General features: G+C 72.8%; 16 protein-coding genes. 6 read left to right on the forward strand and 10 right to left on the reverse strand.

All coding sequences use genetic code 11. From position 1 onward, the window contains the following. Nucleotides 1-126: 126 nt before the first annotated feature. From IF09_RS46930 to IF09_RS0113930, 4 genes are read right to left on the reverse strand one after another with little or no spacing between them, the layout of a single operon-like run. The gene (locus IF09_RS46930; RefSeq protein ID WP_234320986.1) at nt 127-642 is read right to left on the reverse strand and encodes a gluconokinase; all 516 of its coding nucleotides are present in this window, start codon (nt 640-642) and stop codon (nt 127-129) included. Continuing rightward, entirely contained in the window at nt 639-1,691 is a 1,053-nt protein-coding gene (locus IF09_RS46935) for a cytochrome d ubiquinol oxidase subunit II (RefSeq protein WP_037634824.1), read from the reverse strand. The genes IF09_RS46930 and IF09_RS46935 overlap by 4 nt, the downstream gene beginning before the upstream one ends. Continuing rightward, complete coding sequence (locus IF09_RS0113925; RefSeq protein WP_030295432.1) at nt 1,688-3,160, reverse strand: cytochrome ubiquinol oxidase subunit I; 1,473 nt, start codon at nt 3,158-3,160, stop codon at nt 1,688-1,690. Before IF09_RS0113925 ends, IF09_RS46935 begins: the two co-directional genes overlap by 4 nt. 45 nt (nt 3,161-3,205) lie before the next feature. Continuing rightward, nucleotides 3,206-4,000, reverse strand: coding sequence for an SDR family oxidoreductase (locus IF09_RS0113930; RefSeq protein WP_051832434.1), 795 nt, complete (start codon nt 3,998-4,000; stop codon nt 3,206-3,208). 345 nt (nt 4,001-4,345) lie between these two features. Between IF09_RS0113930 and IF09_RS0113935 the strand changes: the two genes are divergently transcribed. Together IF09_RS0113935 and IF09_RS0113940 are read left to right on the forward strand one after the other, a co-directional pair. Then, the gene (locus tag IF09_RS0113935) at nt 4,346-5,260 is read left to right on the forward strand and encodes an aldose 1-epimerase family protein (RefSeq protein WP_030295439.1); all 915 of its coding nucleotides are present in this window, start codon (nt 4,346-4,348) and stop codon (nt 5,258-5,260) included. Nucleotides 5,261-5,410: 150 nt separating this feature from the next. Continuing rightward, the gene (locus IF09_RS0113940) at nt 5,411-6,046 is read left to right on the forward strand and encodes an alpha-ketoglutarate-dependent dioxygenase AlkB (RefSeq protein WP_234320987.1); all 636 of its coding nucleotides are present in this window, start codon (nt 5,411-5,413) and stop codon (nt 6,044-6,046) included. A 256-nt stretch (nt 6,047-6,302) separates the two neighbouring features. Here IF09_RS0113940 and IF09_RS0113945 read toward each other — a convergent pair whose 3' ends face one another. Together IF09_RS0113945 and IF09_RS0113950 are read right to left on the reverse strand one after the other, a co-directional pair. Beyond that, a complete protein-coding gene (locus tag IF09_RS0113945) occupies nt 6,303-6,626 on the reverse strand; it encodes a YkvA family protein (RefSeq protein WP_030295442.1) in 324 nt (107 codons plus the stop codon). 43 nt (nt 6,627-6,669) lie between these two features. Further along, on the reverse strand, nt 6,670-7,146 hold the full coding sequence (locus tag IF09_RS0113950; RefSeq protein ID WP_030295444.1) for a MarR family winged helix-turn-helix transcriptional regulator: 477 nt from the start codon (nt 7,144-7,146) through the stop codon (nt 6,670-6,672). 119 nt (nt 7,147-7,265) lie between these two features. Here IF09_RS0113950 and IF09_RS0113955 point away from each other — a divergent pair, with 119 nt between their 5' ends. Next, nucleotides 7,266-7,823, forward strand: a complete 558-nt coding sequence (locus IF09_RS0113955; protein ID WP_030295446.1) for a DoxX family protein — start codon at nt 7,266-7,268, stop codon at nt 7,821-7,823. A 76-nt stretch (nt 7,824-7,899) separates the two neighbouring features. Then, nucleotides 7,900-9,714 (forward strand): glycoside hydrolase family 15 protein, encoded by a 1,815-nt coding sequence (locus IF09_RS0113960; RefSeq protein ID WP_051832435.1) that lies wholly within the window; start codon nt 7,900-7,902, stop codon nt 9,712-9,714. A gap of 25 nt (nt 9,715-9,739) precedes the next feature. Here IF09_RS0113960 and IF09_RS0113965 read toward each other — a convergent pair whose 3' ends face one another. The 3 genes from IF09_RS0113965 to IF09_RS0113975 all read right to left on the reverse strand — a co-directional run bounded on the left by IF09_RS0113965 (nt 9,740) and on the right by IF09_RS0113975 (nt 15,159). Then, nucleotides 9,740-11,146: an APC family permease gene (locus IF09_RS0113965; protein ID WP_030295457.1), complete on the reverse strand. Its 1,407-nt coding sequence runs from the start codon at nt 11,144-11,146 to the stop codon at nt 9,740-9,742. A gap of 331 nt (nt 11,147-11,477) precedes the next feature. Next, entirely contained in the window at nt 11,478-13,658 is a 2,181-nt protein-coding gene (locus IF09_RS0113970; RefSeq protein WP_051832436.1) for a SpoIIE family protein phosphatase, read from the reverse strand. Next, nucleotides 13,627-15,159: an MFS transporter gene (locus tag IF09_RS0113975; protein WP_418953049.1), complete on the reverse strand. Its 1,533-nt coding sequence runs from the start codon at nt 15,157-15,159 to the stop codon at nt 13,627-13,629. Before IF09_RS0113975 ends, IF09_RS0113970 begins: the two co-directional genes overlap by 32 nt. Nucleotides 15,160-15,284: 125 nt before the next feature. On the opposite strand from IF09_RS0113975, the gene IF09_RS0113980 reads away from it, so the two are divergent. Beyond that, on the forward strand, nt 15,285-16,217 hold the full coding sequence (locus IF09_RS0113980; RefSeq protein WP_030295462.1) for a LysR family transcriptional regulator: 933 nt from the start codon (nt 15,285-15,287) through the stop codon (nt 16,215-16,217). 106 nt (nt 16,218-16,323) lie between these two features. Continuing rightward, nucleotides 16,324-17,232: a class I SAM-dependent methyltransferase gene (locus tag IF09_RS42945; protein ID WP_037634827.1), complete on the forward strand. Its 909-nt coding sequence runs from the start codon at nt 16,324-16,326 to the stop codon at nt 17,230-17,232. Between the two features lie 87 nt (nt 17,233-17,319). Here IF09_RS42945 and IF09_RS0113990 read toward each other — a convergent pair whose 3' ends face one another. Continuing rightward, the gene (locus tag IF09_RS0113990; protein ID WP_037634830.1) at nt 17,320-18,228 is read right to left on the reverse strand and encodes an alpha/beta hydrolase fold domain-containing protein; all 909 of its coding nucleotides are present in this window, start codon (nt 18,226-18,228) and stop codon (nt 17,320-17,322) included. Between the last annotated feature and the right edge of the window lie 111 nt (nt 18,229-18,339).

Genomic DNA, 18,339 nt, shown 5'->3' on the forward strand with positions numbered 1-18,339 from the left:
CGGCCGTTCCGGGACACCACCTGCTGTTCCTGGTGCGGGCGGACGGCACGCTGCCGCCCCTTACGCGGACCGGCGGTCCGGTTCCGCGATCCGGGGACATCGCCGTACTCCTGGGCGGTTGATTCCTCAGCGCGCCGGCCCCGTGTTGAAGCCCGCGACGGCGCGGCGCGCCCGAGCCATGGTGACCTCGGTGCCGGCGGTGGCGTCGACGGTCGCGCCGGGCTCGTCGGATTCCAGCGGTTCCAGGATCTCGAACTGCGAGTCGACCAGGCGCAGCGGCATGAAGTGGCCCGTCCGCCGGGAGACCCGGGCCCTGGCGGTGTCGCGGTCCAGTGCCAGGTACAGGCACCAGAGGCCCGGGGCGGCCCCGCGGAGTTCGTCGCGGTAAGCGCGCTTGAGGGCGGAGCAGGCGACGACCAGCCGCCGGCCCGACCGGGAGGACTGCCGTATCCGGTCCGAGAGCGTACGCAGCCACGGGGCGCGGTCCGCGTCGTCCAGGGAGCGGCCGGCGGCCATCTTGGCGATGTTCGCGGCAGGATGGAGGTCGTCACCGTCCAGGAACACCCCTCCGAGTTCCTCGGCCAGGGCCCTGGCGACGGTGCTCTTCCCGGCGCCCGCCACGCCCAGCACCACCACGATCACCGGTCCGTGCCCGGATCCCGGTTCGCGGCGCTCCGCCGCAGGTCGTTCTCGGCGAGAGGCTGCAGGGCGCCGCTGGTGTCCAGCCGGTAGAGCAGGGCCAGCGGTGGTCCGACGAGCACCATCGCGATCACCGTGACCAGGAGCAGCCAGCGCAGTGTCGTCGACGCTCCGGCCGCTTGGTCCACGGTCAGCGAGGTGGGGATGAGATACGGCCGCTGGGCCAGCCCCCAGGCGACCACGACGAGGGCGACGCTGCCGACCGCCGTGATCCTCGCCCAGCCGGTGGCCGTGCGGTACAGCAGCCCGGCGGTGGCCACGGCGCTCACGACGGCCACCAGGACGAGGGCCAGGCCGATGCCGCTGGTCAGGCCGTCGTAGACGTAGCGCGCGTCGTGGTGGGTGACGGCGAGGCCGACGACGGCCAGGACGGCGAGGACACCGAGGCTGCACCAGGCGCGCAGCCGGAAGTAGTGGACGAGGTCGGGCGCGTCGAAGCGGCGGGCGTCGGCGGTGAGGAACACGGCGCCCAGGAAGGCGGTCGCGGCGACGGTGAGCAGCCCGGCGAGTACGGAGGTCCCGTTGGACCATGCGTCGGCGGACGCCTTCGTCCCCGGAGCCACCCGGCCTGTGGCGAGGCCGCCGACCACCGCTCCGAGGAAGAAGGGCACCAGGAGGGAGGACACGGCGAAGGCGGCACCGTAGATCCTGCGCCGCGCGACGCGTGTCATGGGTTTGCGGAGGGCGAATCCCGCACCGCGCAGGACGAGCCCGACGGCCGCGAGCGCCAGGGGGAGCCACATGGCCGTGAAGATCGTCTGGAACAGGACCGGAAAGCCCGTCCACATGATCACCAGGACGAAGATGAGCCAGACGTTGTTCGTCTCCCAGACGGGCTCCATGGCGTGGTCGATCAGCCACCGGGGCCGCTTGCCCCGTTCGGCGCCGCCCGCGAACAGATCCCAGAATCCGGCTCCGTAGTCGGTCCCGCCGGCACAGGCGTAGGCGGCCACCGCGGCCAGCAGCACCCAGGCCACGACGTCCTGGATCATCGCCCTCCTCCGTCACCGGGTGCAGTGCCGTGATCCTGTGCGGCCGCGGCGGTCGTCCGGCGGGGCCCGTAGGGGGTGTCACTTTCCGGAGTGCCGGCAGCCTGAGCGTCGCCCTCTTGTTCATCGGCGGCCCGCCAGCGGGTGCGCATCTTGAGCAGGACGGCCAGGAAGGTGGCGAAGATCAGGGTGTAGACCACGATGACGATTCCGAGCATCGCCCACAGCGACGAGGCCCGGGTGTCCGTGACGGCTTCGGACACGCGCATGTTCTCGTAGACGATCCAGGGCTGGCGACCCACCTCGGTGGTGATCCAGCCGCATTCGACCGTCACCAGGCAGGCCGCCCCGGCCACGGCGGCGCACCGGAAGAACCACGGTGAGCGCGGCAGGTCGCGGCGGCGCAGCCAGCACCAGCCGTACCAGAGCGCGAGGAGGAGGAGCAGGCTTCCGATCGTCACCATGATGTCGAACGCCCAGTGCGCGATCGTGGCCTGCGTCGCCGTCGGGCGATCGCTCGCGGGGACCGACGACAGACCCGTCACCTGGGTGTCCGGGCTGAAACCGGCGAGGATCGAGTCCAGTTGGGGGATCTTGATCCCGCCGGAGACCGTTCCGTCGGCATGCAGGCGTCCGAACATGTACTCGGGTACGTGGGTGTCGGTTTTCCAGACGATCTCGGTGGCGGCGAACTTCACCGGCTGCTTGTGGAAGACCGAGCGTGCGATGGAGTCCCCGAGCACGAACTGCACGGGGGTGAGGATCGCGGCCACGGTGAACGGAACGGTGAAGCCGAGCCGGTGGTAACGGTCACGCCGGCCGCGCAGCCAGCCGACCGCGTACACCCCGGCCACGACATAGCCCGCCGTGAGGACGACACCTGCCACGAAGTGCCAGTACTCGGGGCCGAACATCGGCGTGAAGATCGCCTTGCGGACGTTGACGTCGACGGGGTTGCCGCCCGCGTCGAGCGAGAAGCCGCGCGGCGTGTTCATCCACGAGTTCGCGGCGATGATTCCGAACGCACCCAGCAGCGCCGTCAGCGGCAGGGGCAGACCCAGCCAGAAGTGCGTCCACGGCTTCAGCCTCCGCCAGCCGTAGAGGTAGATGGCGATGAGGATCGCCTCGAGGAAGAAGGCCCACGCCTCGACCCCGAATCCGAGGCCGAAGACATCGCCCCACCTGCCCATCAGGCCGGGCCAGAGCAGGCCGAACTCGAAGGAGAGCACGGTCCCGGTGACGATGCCGATGGCGAACTGCACGGCCATGACCGCCGACCAGCGCCGCGCGAGCAGCAGGGCGACCGCGTCGCCCTTGCGCAGCCCGCGGTAGTGCATCAGGAGGGTGATGGCGGGCAGGGCCACGCCGAAGGGCACGAGCAGGATGTGGGAGGCCAGGGTGAAGGCCATGAGTTCTCGGGCGGGGAGCAGCTGCGGAGGGGTGTCCGCCATGATCGCGATCGCGCTGTTCATGTGAGCCTTAGCAGGTCGTGCCGGACGGCTGAAGGATCGAGGGCCTCAGCCACCGGTGGCGAACCCGGGAAACAGGGTCATGCCCCCGTCCACGTAGATCGTCGTCCCCACGACGTAGTCGAGCAGGTCGGAGGCGAGGAGGGTCACGGCGTTCGCGATGTCCTCGGGGTCTCCGACGCGGCGGTACGGGATGAGCCGCAGCAGGTCCGCCTCGGCCTCGGGAGTGTCCCAGGCGCTGCGGTTGATGGGCGTGCGGATCGCACCCGGAGCGACGGCGTTCACCCGGATCCGGTGCGGGGCGAGCTCCTGGGCGAGCGTGGTCATGAGCATCTGTACGCCGCCCTTGGAGGAGGCGTAGTTCACGTGCCCGGCCCAGGGGATGAGCTGGTGCACCGAGCTCATGCAAATGATCTTCCCCGCGGAGCGGGACACCTCCGGCACGACGCCGCGCCGCAGGAATTCCTTGGTCGCCTCACGGGCGCACAGGAACTGACCGGTGAGGTTGACGTCCAGTACCTTGGTCCACTGGGCCATGGTCATGTCGGTGACCGCGGCGTCCCGCTGCAGACCGGCGTTCGCGACCATGATGTCGATGGTCCCGAACTCCTGGACCATCCGGGCCACCATGTCGACGACCTGGTCCTCCTGCGACACGTCGCCCTCGTGCGCATAGGCGCGGACTCCGAAGCCCTCGATCTCCCGCACCACCTCTTCCGCGGCGTCCTGCCCGGCGACGTAGTTCACGACCACGTCGGCACCCGCCCGTCCGAGGCCGATCGCGGTGGCTTTGCCGATGCCGGAGTTCGCCCCTGTCACCAGGGCCTTCTGCCCCTTGAGCACCTGAGGGACAACGAGCGTTCGACTACGGTCACTGCTGCTGGCTGCCACTGAACGCTCCCTGGGTGCTGACGGCGACACGAAAACCGCGCCACCACGAGAGCACCGCGGCCTTGCCACGGCCCGCTGGCACGACTGCCGCTGACCCATTGGAGTGCTCTCCCGAACCGAATGGAGTGCTCTCCCGAACCGAACGGCTCAGTGGAGACCGGGGAGAAGGGCTGACGCGTGCGTGACCACGGCGGGGGACGCCCGGCCGGGGTGCGATGCGATCCCCACGGTGATGGAATGGAACCACCCGGTGTGCGGGGTCCCGAACCCTGACCGCCAACGGCGAGGACGGCGAACATGCTGCGGACGGGTGCCCAGTTCCGGCTGACGTGTGGTCCGCAGACCGCCGTCGTCGTGGAGTTGGGCGGCGCCCTGCGCCACTACTCCGTCGCCGAGCGCCCGGTCGTCGACGGTTTCGACGCGGACGAGCCGATAGAGGGCGGACGCGGACAGCTCCTCCTGCCGTGGCCCAACCGGATCGGAGACGGCCGGTACCGGTGGGAGGGGCAGGAACTGCAGCTGCCCGTCAACGAGATCGAACACGCCAATGCCCTCCACGGTCTGCTGCGCTGGACGTCGTGGCAGGCGGTGGAGCAGGCGGACGGCCGCGTGGTGCTGGCGACCGTGCTCTGGCCGCAACCCGGTTACCCCTTCCACCTGGTGGCGCGGGCGGAGTACGCACTCGACCGCCACGGCATGACGGTCACGATCACCGCGAGGAACGTCGGCGACACCCCCGCACCGTACGGAGTCGGTCAGCACCCGTATCTTGCGGTGGGGCCCGGCACGGTCGACGCCATGCTGCTGACCGTTCCCGCCCGGACCTGGCTCCGCACCGACGACCGCGGCCTGCCCGTGGCGTCCGAGCCGGTCTCGGGGACGCCCAACGACTTCGGCGCGCCGCGGCCCGTCGGCCCTCAGCGGCTGGACACGGCCTTCACGGATCTGCGGCGGGAGACGGACGGGCGTGCCGTCGTGCGCCTTGCCGAGCCGTCCGGCGCGTACGGTACCGATCTGTGGCTCGGTGAGGGCGCGGACTTCGTGCAGGTGTTCACCGGGGACACCCTGCCCGAGTCGCACCGGCGCCGGAGCGTCGCCGTGGAGCCCATGAGCTGCGGCCCCGATGCCTTCCGGCGCGACACCGCGCGCGTACGTCTCGAACCGGGGGCTCAGCACACGCTGCAGTGGGGGCTCGCACCCTGGCCGGGGTAGCGACGACCCGACCGGCCGGAACTCTCATCCGGCGAGTTCGCGCGTGTCCAGCGGTAGCCGCCACGCCTCGCGGATGACCTCGCGGGTCACGGGGGCGACCTCGCGACCCCGAATCGATCGAATGTTCGAGTGGCGCGATATGATGGACCCGTGCGTACGATCCCCGGCCTCCAGGGCTCCCTCTTCGACCAGGGCGACGAGATCCGCCTCGGCCCGCTCTCGGAGCTGCGCCGCACCCCGCTCGGCTCCGGCGCCTGGGTCGACCACCTGCCCGGCTGGCTCTCCGGCGCCGACACGCTGTTCGAGCAGCTGGCCGAGGACGTGCCGTGGCGGGCCGAGCGCCGCCAGATGTACGAGCGCGAGGTCGACGTACCCCGCCTGCTCGCCTTCTACGACGAGGGGGAGTGCCTGCCGCACCCGGCGCTCACCGAGGCCCGCGACATGCTGACCCGGCACTACGCCGCCGAGCTCGGTGAGCCCTTCGCCACCGCCGGGCTCTGCCTCTACCGTGACGGCCGGGACAGCGTCGCCTGGCACGGGGACCGCATCGGCCGCTCCGCCACCGAGGACACGATGGTCGCGATCCTCTCGGTCGGCGACCCCCGCGATCTCGTCCTGCGCCCCCGCGACGGCGGCCCCACCGTGCTGCGCCTGCCCCTCGGGCACGGCGACCTCGTCGTGATGGGCGGCTCCTGCCAGCGGACCATGGAGCACGCGATCCCCAAATCCCGCCGCGCCGTCGGCCCGCGCATCAGCATCCAGTACCGCCCCCGCGGGGTCCGCTGAGCCGGGCCCGGGCCGCCGGCCGCGCCCCGGTCGGTAGCCGTAGCCGCTCAGTTCCGTGATGCCATGAGGAGGTGTCGGTGCCGCCGGTGGGTCAACCGGCCGCCACCACCGCCTCGTTGCGCTCCGCCACCACGTTCCCTCGGCCTCGGTGAGCAGGAACCGGCTCCCGCCGAGGGGTACGGGGTTCTTCCATGTGCCGGGCCAGTGCAGGGCCCGGGCCTCCTCGTCGCTGCAGGGGGCGTTGGGGACCGGGCTGCTACGCGGGGTCCGGATCCGTCGCCGGAGTGCGCTTCGAGGTCTCCACCGCGCCCGGTCGCACCGCCCCCGCCGCCGCGTGCAGCGAGCGCAGCGCCAGCAGCAGGATGCCGATGTCGTCGAGGTACACCGGGTCCGGCACCAGGTCCACGGGCGAGAGGGTGTAGATCACCGCGACCCAGAAGAGCGCCTTGTCGCGCAGCGGGATCCCCGCGTCGAGCAGCAGGCGCCTCGCCGCGAAGACCCGTACGAGCAGCACGCCCGCCGCGATCGCCAGCCCGAGGGCGACGACCGCGGCGACCGTCAGCCAGACCGTTCCGTCCATGTCATCCCTATACCCCGTCGGATACCGATATCCGCGTGTCCGCCTATCCGCCGTGCTGTCCGCCGTGCTCGCGCAGCCGGCGGCTGACCTCGCCCAGCCCGTCCGCGAGGACCTCGAGCTGCTCGGGGGTGAGGACGTCGATCAGCGCCTCCCGGACGGTGGCCACGTGACCGGGCGCGGCCGCCTCCAAGCGGGCGCTGCCGGCGTCCGTGAGGACGGCGAAGACCCCGCGCACGTCGGAGGGGCAGCTGCGGCGGCGGACCAGGCCCGCCTTCTCCAGCTGGGTGACCTGGTAGGTCAGCCCGCTCTTCGAATTGATCAGGCCATTGGCCAGTTCGGTCATCCGCAGCTCGCGGCCCGGAGCCGCGGCGAGGCGCACGAGTATCTCGTACTGCGGGTGCGAGAGCCCGGAATCGTCCTTGAGCTGCTGGTCGAGACGGCGGTTCACCAGGGCGGATGCGGCCAGGAAGCCGCTCCAGGCGCGCATCTCGCGCTCGTCCAGCCATCTCGTTTCAGCCATGCGCCCAGGGTACACGGGTTGTTCCAATTTGAATCAATGGCTAGGGTCGGGGGCTGGCGGTTCGAATTTGAACAACTCCGTCCCCGCCCCCGGACCGCCCGACCGGAAGGATCCCCCCCATGACCAGCCCCTCCGTCACCGCGACGAAGCCGCAGGCCGCCGCCGTCCCGGCCGTCCCGCTCGCCCTCTCCACCCCCGCCCACGACGCCGGCCTGCTCCTCCTGCGCGTCGTCCTCGGACTCACCATGGCCGGCCACGGCACCCAGAAGCTCTTCGGCTGGTTCGGCGGCGGGGGCATCAGCGGCACCGGCCAGTTCTTCACCGCCAGCGGCTACCCGTCGGGCGACGCGATGGCCGTGCTCGCCGGCCTGACCGAGACCCTCGGCGGCCTCGGCCTCGTCCTCGGGCTGCTCACCCCGCTCGCCGGAGCCGCGGTCGTCGGCACCATGATCAATGCGATCGCCGTCCACGGCGCCGGGTCGTTCTTCGCCCCGAAGGGCATCGAGTACGAGCTCCTGCTGACCGCGGGCGCCGCCGCCCTCGCCCTCACCGGCCCCGGCCGGTACGCCGCCGACCGCTTCCTGCCCGTCCTGCGCAGCCACCGCCTGGCCCACGGCGCCCTCGCCGTCGCCCTCGGCGTGGTCATCGCGAGCGCGCTGCTCCTCGTACGCAACTAGTCGCGACCGTTCGCGCGCGACGGTGTCCCGGGTCCTACGGTGATTGGACCCGGGCACCCAGGGAAACAGCGCACAAATGACACAACCCATCGAAGACTACGCACTCATCGGCGATCTCATGACCGGCGGGCTCGTCGGCCGCGACGGGTCCATCGACTGGCTGTGCCTGCCGCGCTTCGACTCGCCCGCCTGCTTCACGGCGCTCCTCGGCGACAAGGAGAACGGCCACTGGCGCATCGCCCCGGCCGGGGCCGCCGCCGGGCAGTGCACCCGCCGCGCCTACGTCGACGGCTCGCTGGTCCTGGAGTCCCACTGGGACACCCCGGACGGCGGCTCGTGCAAGGTCATCGACTTCATGCCGCAGCGCGACACCGCGCCCGACGTGATCCGGATCGTCGAGGGTCTCTCCGGCGTGGTCACCCTGCTCAGCGTGCTGCGCCTGCGCTTCGACTACGGGCACGTCGTCCCCTGGGTCCGGCGCGCCGACGGCGACCGGGTCGCCACCGCCGGTCCCGACTCCGTCTGGTTCCGCAGTGAGCCGCCCGTGCACACCTGGGGCGAGGCCAACAGCACCCGGTCCGAGTTCACCGTCGCCGCCGGCGAGCGGGTCGCCTTCGTCCTCACCTGGCACGCCTCGCACGAGCCGCGCCCCGAGCCCTGCGATCCGTACGAGGCTCTGGAACAGAGCCTCGAGGACTGGCGCGAGTGGAGCGAGCAGTGCACTTACGAGGGCCCCTACCGGGAAGCCGTGACCCGCTCCCTGATCACCCTCAAGGCCTTCACGTACGCACCGACCGGCGGAATCGCGGCCGCCGCCACGACCTCCCTCCCCGAGGAGCTCGGCGGCGTACGCAACTGGGACTACCGCTTCTGCTGGCTGCGCGACGCCACCCTGACCCTCGGCTCCCTCGTGGAGACCGGATTCCTGGACGAGGCCCGCGCCTGGCGCGAATGGCTGCTGCGCGCGATCGCCGGCGACCCCGCAGACCTCCAGATCATGTACGGGATCGGCGGCGAGCGCCGGATCCCCGAATTCGACCTGCCCTGGCTGGGCGGCTACGCCGCCTCCTCCCCGGTCCGCGTCGGCAACGCGGCCGTGGACCAGCTCCAGCTCGACGTCTACGGGGAGGTCCTCGACTCCCTCTACCTGGCCCGGTCGAACGGACTGCCCGCGGAGCGGCACGCCTGGCGGATCCAGCTCGCGCTCCTCGACTTCCTGGAGCGCAACTGGCACCGGCCGGACGAGGGCCTGTGGGAGGTCCGGGGGCCGCGCCGGCACTTCGTGCACTCCAAGGTGATGGCGTGGGTCGCCGCGGACCGGGCCGTGCGCACCATGGAGAGCGACTCGTCGCTGCCCGGCGACGTCCAGCGGTGGCGGACCATGCGGGACCAGGTGCACCGGGACGTGATCGAGAACGGCTTCGACCCCGTACGGGGCACCTTCACGCAGTACTACGGTTCCCGCGAGCTCGACGCGGCCACGCTGCTCATCCCCCGGGTCGGGTTCCTGCCGCCCCACGACCCGCGCGTGATCGGCACGGTCGACGCGGTCCGGGCGGAGCTCGGCAGCAGCGGCCTGGTCCGCCGCTACAGCACCGAGGGCCCGTCGGTGGACGGGCTGCCCGGCGACGAAGGGGCCTTCCTGGCCTGCTCGTTCTGGCTGGCCGACGCGCTGCACATGACCGGCCGGGACAAGGAGGCGCGGGAGCTGTTCGAGCGGCTGCTGGCCGTACGCAACGACGTGGGACTGCTCGCGGAGGAGTACGACCCGGTCTCCGGCTGCCAACTCGGCAACTTCCCGCAGGCGTTCAGCCACGTCGGCCTGGTGAACACGGCCATCACCCTGGGCCGGCCCCCGGCCGACAGCATCGGCGGGGCCTGCGGGAGCTGATCCCGCAGACCCCGCCGAGTAGCGGTCAGACCGTGGCGGACTCGCCGTCCTCCGGGATGCTGACCAGCCAGCGGCTGTCCTGTCGCGGCCGCAGGTACAGCGCCCAGTACAGCGTGGCCACGGCGGTGATCCCGCCGGTCCACAGCAGGTACTGGGTCTCCTGCTGGGTCAGGATGTACGCGAGTACGGCGATCAGCGCGATCGGCACCGCCGGCCACAGCGGCATCCGCCAGGCGGCCACCTCGCGGTGCGCCCCGCGCCGGGCGAACAGCGCGGCCACCGCGACCAGCAGGTACATGCCGGTCACCGAGACGCCGGTGACCCCGTACAGGGTGTCGAGGTTGACGAAGCACAGCGCCGCACCCGGGACGCCGACGACGAGGGTGGCCACCCACGGGGAGCCGAAGCGGCCGAGCTTGGACAGCGCGTGGTTGACCGGCGCGGGCCAGGCCTTGTCGCGGGCGGAGGCGAACAGCACGCGGGAATTCTGGATCACCATGACGATGCCCGCGTTGATGATGGCGAGGGCGACGCAGAGGCTGACGAACGTGCCGACGGCCGAGTTGGACCAGGCGGTCACCATGCCGCCGAGGTCGCCCTCGGCCAGCGCGGAGAGGTCGGGCGCGCCCACGGTGATGGCGATGACCGGGATCAGGATGACGGCCGTGGAGATGGCGAGGGTGGCGAGCACCGTACGGGCGACGTTGCGCCGCGGGTTCTCGAGCTCCTCGGAGAGGTACACGGCGGTCGAGAAGCCCTGGGTGATGAACAGGGCGATGGCGAGCCCGGAGACGACCATCATCGCGGTCACCGTGGAGGTGCCGCCGCCCTCGGCCGCGACCGTGCCGTGCACCAGCGCACCGGTGCCCCGCTCGCTGTGCGCGAAGCCCAGTACGGCGACCAGCGCCGCGGCGACGACCTCCAGCACCAGGAAGATGCCGGTGATCCAGGCGTTGGCCCGCAGATCGAGAAGGCCGGCGAGGGTGGCGAGCAGCATCACGCCGCCGCCCGCGACCGGGGCCGGTATGTGCACGATCGGCGCGAGGTAATCGGCCGTACCCATGGCGATCACGGGCGGCACGATCATCACGACCAGCAGGGAGAGCACGAACACAAGCCACCCGGCGAGCCGTCCCGCAAGGGTCGACACCATCGCGTACTCGCCGCCGGCACTGGGGATCAGGGTGCCGAGCTCCGAGTAGCAGAACGCGACGCCGATGCAGAGCAGCGAGCCGATGGCGATCGTGAGGGCGGTCCATGTGCCGAGGCTGGCGAACAGGTCGGGCACGACGACGAACAGGGTCGAAGCGGGCGTCACGCACGAGAGCGTCAGCAGTGTGCCGCCGACGACGCCGATGGAACGCTTGAGCTTTTGGGGGACGGGCCCGGTGGCGGGCGCGAGGGCCTGAGGGGCGCTGATCGTTTCAGACATCGGTGCGGGGTTCCGATCGGCAGGTGCGGTGAGCTGAGGTGCGGGAGCGGTATCGCCTCCGAGGCGGTGGTGAGCAAAGTGGTTCAGTGGCTCCCGGGCCGACATCGAATCCCTGCGGGATCCGCAGGTCAATAGCCGTTCCCCTGCGGATTCCATCGTTGCGCCGCGCTCCGGCAGTCCTACGGCAGCGTTAAGACGGCGTAAACGCTGCACAGAGCCCGGGTGCGGGAACCGCAGCGGGGCCCGGGCAAATTTTCTTCCGCTTTGCCGACATGTGCCCGCAGCGACACCTCCTGCCCGAGGAGTGGGCACCTTGGCGAGGGGTGGCGGGTCAGGCGCGCGCCGCAGGCCCGCCGTCCGTACGCTGGGCCAGCAGCAGGGCGATGTCGTCCGGCCGGTCCGCGGAGTCCCCCGCCTCGCCCACCAGCCGGTCGGCCGTCTCGGTCAGGGGCGACGGCCGGGCCGCGGCCAGCGCCGCCCGCAGCCGCTCCACCCCGACGTCGATGTCCTCACCCGCCTCCTCGACCAGCCCGTCCGTGTACAGGGCGAGCACCGCGCCCCGCGCCAGCCGCAGCTCCGTCACCGGGTACGTGGCGTCCACGTCGATGCCGAGCACCACCCCGCCCGGCAGGTCCAGCACCTCCGCCCGTCCGTCCGCGTGGCGCAGCAGCGGCTGTGGATGCCCGGCCCGGACGGCACGCGCCCGGCCCGAACCCGGATCGAGCAGGACGTAGCAGCAGCTGGCGAACTGGCCGGGGTCCAGGCCGATCAGCAGCCGGTTGGTACCCGCCATCACCTGCTCCGGAGGACTGCTGCCGAGCGTGAAGGCCCGTACGGCGCTGCGCAGTTGGCCCATCGTCGCGGCCGCCGCCACCCCGTGGCCCTGGACGTCCCCGATGACCAGGGCGAGGACGCCCTCGCCCGCCTCGATCACGTCGTACCAGTCGCCGCCCACGTCCATGCCCTGCGTGCCGGGCAGGTACCGGCCCACCGTCTCCACGTTCTCGCGCACCGGCAGCCGGTGCGGCAGCAGCGCCGCCTGCAGTCCGCGCGCCAGCGCCGCCTCGGAGTCGTAGCGCTGCGCCCGCTCCAGGGCCTGCGCGATCAGCCCGGCCAGCGCGGTCAGCACCGTACGCTCCTCCGCGCTGAACCCGCGCGGCGCGTCGAAGCCGAGGATGCACGAGCCCACCGGCCGGCCCGAGGCGATCAGCGGCAGGAACGCGCGGGCCCCTGTGTGGGCGTCCAGCGGGATACCCGGGTACGCGGCGGCCAGGTGCTCCATCGACTCGAAGAACATCGGCCGGCCCGTGGTCAGGGTCTCCACGCCCGGCAGCCGGACATCGAGGGCCACCCCGTCGAACCGGTCGAGGAAGCCCTGCGGGAAGCCCGTCTCCCACGCCAGGTGCAGATGCCGCTCGTTGAGCAGGTAGATCGCCAGCTGGCGGCCGCCGAAGGCGGGCAGCAGCTCCTGGGTGACCACCGCCGACACCTGGCGGGCCGTGACCGCCTCCGTCAGCGCGATCGCGAGGGCCACCGGCCGGTACAGCGCCGAGGCCCGGTCGGCCGGCGAACCCGGTCCCGCGCCCGGCCGGGCCACCGACCCGGGCGCGTAGACGGGCGGAGCGGCCGCGCCGATGGTCACGGTCACCCCGTCGGGGCCCGGATACAGGTCCACCGTCACCCAGTCCCCGTCCGGCTGCCGGCCGCGCCGGGCCGGGAAGCGCACCCGCTCCCCGGACATGAACACCCCGCGGAAGTGGTCCTCGTACGCGGGCTGCCCGAGCCAGGGCACCGCCTCCCACACCACCCGCCCGCGCAGCTCCGGCGCACCCTGGCCCAGCAGGCGTGCGGCGGCGTGGTTGACGTAGCGGATCCTGCCCTCGCGGTCCACGGAGAGCACGGCGAGGGTGAGCCGCTCCACCGCCTCGCGCGCGCCCTGAGCCGTGTCCGGGGGCGGTACGCACACCGGATCGCCCTTCCAGAGCACCGGGTCCCCGGTCGCGGTGAGCGCGGCCAGCCCGTCGGCCAGCCCGTCCGCGGCGGAGCGCAGCCGCTCCCGGTCGGCGGCGTCGACCGAGGAGCCGGGGGTCGCGCGGCGCAGGACGAACAGCACCCCGAACCGCTCGGCCCCGGCCATGACGGGCTCGTACAGCGAGCCGAAGGGGAACGGCAGCCCGGCCATCATCTGCGGAAAGCGCTGCATGGCCGTGTCCGCGTCGGGCAGGTGCACCGACTGGCCGGAGCGGTAGGCCTCGGCGACGGGGTACGGGCGGTTCACGTGCATCCGCCACCACGGGCGGAACAGCTTTCCGGGCAGCCCCGTGAGCACGGCGAGCAGCAGCGGTCCCTCGGCCCCGGAGCGCAGGTAGACACCGCCCGCAAACCCGCCGACGGCCTGCACCGCATCGACGCAGGCCCGTGCGAGCACGCGGGCCGTGGCGTCGGTGGCGGGGCGGCTGTCCGCTCTCGCCGTCACACAGTCAGCATGCGCCCCCGACGCCGGACGCTGCATCCCGGCGCCCGCGGTCGTCGGCCCGGCGCTCGTGCCCGTCGGCCCGGCGCCGGCGGGTGCCCGCGCCGTCCCGGTAGCCGGCCACCACTGCGAGCGCCGCCAGCAGCAGCACAACGGCCACCGTGCGCAGCGCGACCCCCATCGCGTCCGTGAAGGCGCCGACCTGCGCCGCGTCGCGCGGGTCGCCGTGGAACCGGGAGGCCAGCACCGTGCCGACCACCGCCACCCCCAGCGCCGCGCCGATCTCCCGGGCCGCGGTGTTCAGCCCGGAGCCCAGCCCGGCCTGGTGCGCCGGAAGCTCCGCGACCACCGTCAGCGTCAGCGAGGGCGCGCACAGGCCCGTGCCGACCGACAGCACCAGCAGGTGGCAGGCGTACAGGGCGTACGGGGTGTCCGCGTCGACGGTGGAGACCAGCAGCAGCCCGGCCCCGATCAGGCCCAGCCCGACACCCACGGGCAGCCGCGGCCCCGTGCGCTCCGCGAGCCGCGCGCCCAGCTTCGGCACGACGGCCATGCCGATGGTCAGAGGAACGATCGCCAGGCCGGTGCGGGCGGCCGAGAAGCCCTTCGCGTACTGGAGGTACTGGGCGTTGACGAAGAAGAGGGAGAAGAGCCCGAAGAACGCGGCGCCGATGCCGAGCGCCCCGGCGCGCAGCTTGCGCGACCGGAAGATCCGCGGGTCCAGGAGCGGGTGCGCGGCGCGCAGCGCGTGGCCGGTGAAGGCGGCGAGCAGCCCGGCGCCGGCACCGAAGGCGATCAGCACGGCCGCCGAGGTCCAGCCGTACGAGGGCCCCTCGATGATCCCGTAGACGACCGCGAGGAGCGCCCCGGCCAGCAGCAGAGCGCCGAACGGGTCGACGGAGGCATCGCGGCGGGCCGGCGTGCGCGGGACCGTCCGGGCGACGACGAGGGCGAGCAGCGCGCCCAGCGGGACGACCGCCCAGAACAGGGCCCGCCAGGTCAGGTACTCCCCGGCCAGGCCGCCCCCGACGTTGCCCCCCAGGCCCCCGAGGCCGGCGGACAGCGTCCAGGTGGCCAGCGCCTGCCCGCGGCGCTCGGGCGGGCTCAGGTGGATCAGGACGGACATGGTGGCGGGCATGATCAGCGCCGCTCCCGCCCCGCACAGACCGCGCCCGGCGATGAGCACCGCCGGGGTCGCGGCGAGCGCGCTGAGCGCCCCGCCCGCGGCGAACAGCGCGAGCCCGGCCAGCAGCGCGCCCTTGCGGCCGTACCGGTCGCCGAGCGCGCCGGCCGGGATCAGCAGCGCGGCGAAGACGATGACGTAGGCGTCGACCGCCCATACCAGCTGGCCGGGGGTGGGGTGCAGGACGGACCCGGCGAGCTGCGGGATCAGCAGGTTGACGGCGGCGACCATGGCCTGCGCGACCAGCACGCAGGCGCACAGGACGAGCAGCACGGGCCGGGTGAGGGCGGCGGGCGCCGGGGCGGACGGGTCGGCGGCGGGATCTGTGGCATCCCGTTCGCGGGCATGGCGGAGCACGGCTCCTCCTCGGAGTCGGTGACGGTGAAGTGGCGTGAGGGAGGGAGCGCGGTCGGCGTCATCCTCCGTGCCTCACCGTAGAGTTGGCGTGACCTGCTTTCCAGTGCAAGTTCTGCAAGGGATGAATGCGTGTGACGCAATCCGGACTGGACCTCAATCTCCTCGTCGCCCTCGACGTCCTCCTGGAGGAGTCGAGCGTGTCCCGCGCGGCCGCCCGCCTGCACCTCTCCGAGCCCGCCATGAGCCGCACCCTCGGCCGGATCCGCAAAGCCCTCGGCGACCCCGTACTGGTCCGCGCCGGGCGGACCATGGTCCCGACCCCGCACGCCCTCGCCGTTCACGGCGAGGTCCGGGCCGTAGTGGAACGGGCCCGGGCCCTCTTCCTGACGGGCGGAAAGGTCGACCTCCCGACCCTGACCCGCACCTTCACCGTGCTGGCCCACGACGCCTTCGCAGCCACCTTCGGGGCCACGCTCTTCTCCCGGCTGGCCGAAGAGGCGCCCGGCGTCCGGCTGCGCTTCCTGTCCGAGAGCCACGTGGACGTCCCCGCGCTGCGCGAGGGCATCGCCGACCTCGAACTCGGAGTCGTGGACAGCCGATCCCCCGAGGTGCGCGTCGAGTACCTCTTCGACGAGCACATGCTGGGCGTCGCCCGGGCCGGCCACCCACTGCTGCGGGGCCGGATCACCCCGCGCCGGTTCGCCGCAGCCGAGCACCTGATCGTCTCCCGGCGCGGCCGGCTGGAGGGCCCGGTGGACGCGGCCCTCGCCGCACAGGGCCTGTCCCGCCGGGTGGTGGGCAGCGTCGGCTCCTACCCCGCCTCCCTGTTCATCCTGCGCGAGAGCGACCTCGTCGGCTTGATCGCCTCACAGGCCGTGCCGCTCGCCGCCGAGCTGGGGCTGGAAGCCTTCGAGGTCCCGCTCGACCTGCCGGCCCTGCCGTTCGGCATAGCGTGGCACCCGCGCCACGACGCCGACCCGGCCCACGCCTGGCTGCGCGACTGCGCCCGGGAACTGCTCCCGGCCGTCGCCGGACACCCCGTACGCCGTACGCACTGACCCGAACGCCTCCCCCGTCCGGGGGACGGGCCGCCGCACACGTCCTCGCCGGCCGCGCTCCGGGGCACGATACGCACGCGTCCCACCCCGCCACGGAAGGCAGAGCATGCGGTTCCAGTACGACAGCATCGGCGAGCGCTTCGTGGAGTCGAAGACCACGGCGGCGTTCTCGGCGGCCGACACCCACACCCTGCTCGGGGCGCTCGACGCGCTCGGCGGGGTGCGCGGGCTCGACACGCTCGACCTGGCCTGCGGATACGGCTACAACACGCGGCTGCTGGCCCGCGGCGGGGCCCGACGGGCGGTCGGCGTGGACATCTCGGAGGAGATGATCCGGCTGGCCCGGGCGCACGGGGTGATCGGCGGGAACGGCGTGGGCGCGCTGGAGGGTGCGGTGGGCGCGGTACTTCCGGGGCGCGGGGTGGGTGCCGGCGCGCCGGCAGCCCCGGGAGCAGCCGCCGGCACCGAGACGGCGCGGGGCGGAGCCTCCGAGGGGCGGCCTGGCGAAGCGGCCGTGATGGAAGCCGCGCCCGGTGAATCAGCATCCATCGAATACGTGGTCGCCGACGCCGCAAAGCTGCCGCAGATGGGCCCGTTCGACCTGGCCACCGCGGTCTACCTGTTCAACTACGCCACCGACCGGTCCGCGCTGCACGCCATGTTCCGGTCCATCCGGGCCAACCTGCGCGACGGCGGCCGCCTGCTGGCCATCGTGCCGAACGCCGGCGCGTACCCGAACGTCGACTGGTCGCCGTACGGGGTCCGGATCGTCGACCGCATCCACGAAGGCGACGCGCCGTTGCTGAAGGCGCAGTTCCTGACCCAGCCCCCGGCCGACTTCGAGTTCCGCGAATGGGCCCACGCCGACTTCGCCGAGGCCGCCGTCGAGGCGGGCTTCTCCACGGTCGGCTGGCAGCCCAACCGGACCCCGCCCGCCGACGGCGCCCGCGACGAGGCGTACTGGACCGCCTACCGCGCCTGGCCGATCAGCTCACTGATGACCTGCACGGCGTGACGGCTCACCCGGCGTCCGACACGGCGGTCCCCACGCCGGCCCACCTGTCGGCTCACCCTTCGGCCCACCCGTCGGCCGGGGCGGCCGTCACTCCTCGGCGGCGGACCTGATCAGCTCCACGATCCGGTCCCGGGCCGCCCGTCCCTCCGGCACCGGCAGCAGCGGGTACCCGTGCGGAAGCCCCGGCTCCTCGTGGAACTCCACGTCGACCCCGTCCGCACGGGCCCGGCGCAGCAGCTCCCGGCTGTCGGTGGTCAGCACGTCCCGGGTACCGGTGAACACCGTCAGCGGCGCCAGCCCCGCGAACGAGCCGTGCAGGGGGCTCACCCGCGGATCGTCCGTGGCCAGGGTGCCCGCGTACAGCCGGCCGGCCTCCAGCAGCCCCGGCCGCGCCTGCACCGGGTCGGCTGCCTCGATGGCGGCCTGGTCCGGGTGGCTCATCGTCAGGTCCAGCCAGGGGGATATCAGCACGATCCGCGACGGCTGCGCCCCCGTACGGTCGCGCAGCCGCTGGGCGGCGGCCAGCGCCATCCCGGCTCCCGCGGCGTCCCCGACCAGCACGGTCCCGCCCGCTCCGCCGCTCGCGATCAGCCCGCTGAGCAGGTCCGCGGCCACCGGAACCGTCCGGTCCGCGGTCCCGCGCGGGGCAAGTACGTACGCCGGTACGACGACGCGGGCCTGCGCCTGCGTGACGAAGGTCCGGATCATCGACCAGTGCGGCCGGACCAACTCGTTGATGTACCCGCCGCCGTGCACGTACAGCACCTGGGCCGCGGGCTCGACCCCGCGCGGCGAGGCGTCGTACACCGGCCAGGCACCGACGAAGGTACGGGAGACGTCGGCGACCCGGCCCAGCGAGCGCGGCGGCAGGTGCGACGCCGGCCGGCGGGCCGACTCGGCCACCCGCGCGCGTACCGCCTCGGCACTCGCGAACCGTCTTCGCCGGCCCGCCGCGATCAGCGCGACCGACAGCGCCCTGCTGCGCAGACTCGGCACGCCCCTCACCTCCCCGTTCCCTGCCCCGGCCGCATGCCCCTGCCCAGGCCACAGCCCTTCACGTGAGGAGCATAGGCGTGAAGCTGGGCTGTCGACCCGCTTAAGAAATCC

This window comes from Streptomyces katrae, from assembly GCF_000717655.1.
Classification (GTDB): Bacteria; Actinomycetota; Actinomycetes; order Streptomycetales; family Streptomycetaceae; genus Streptomyces; species Streptomyces katrae_B.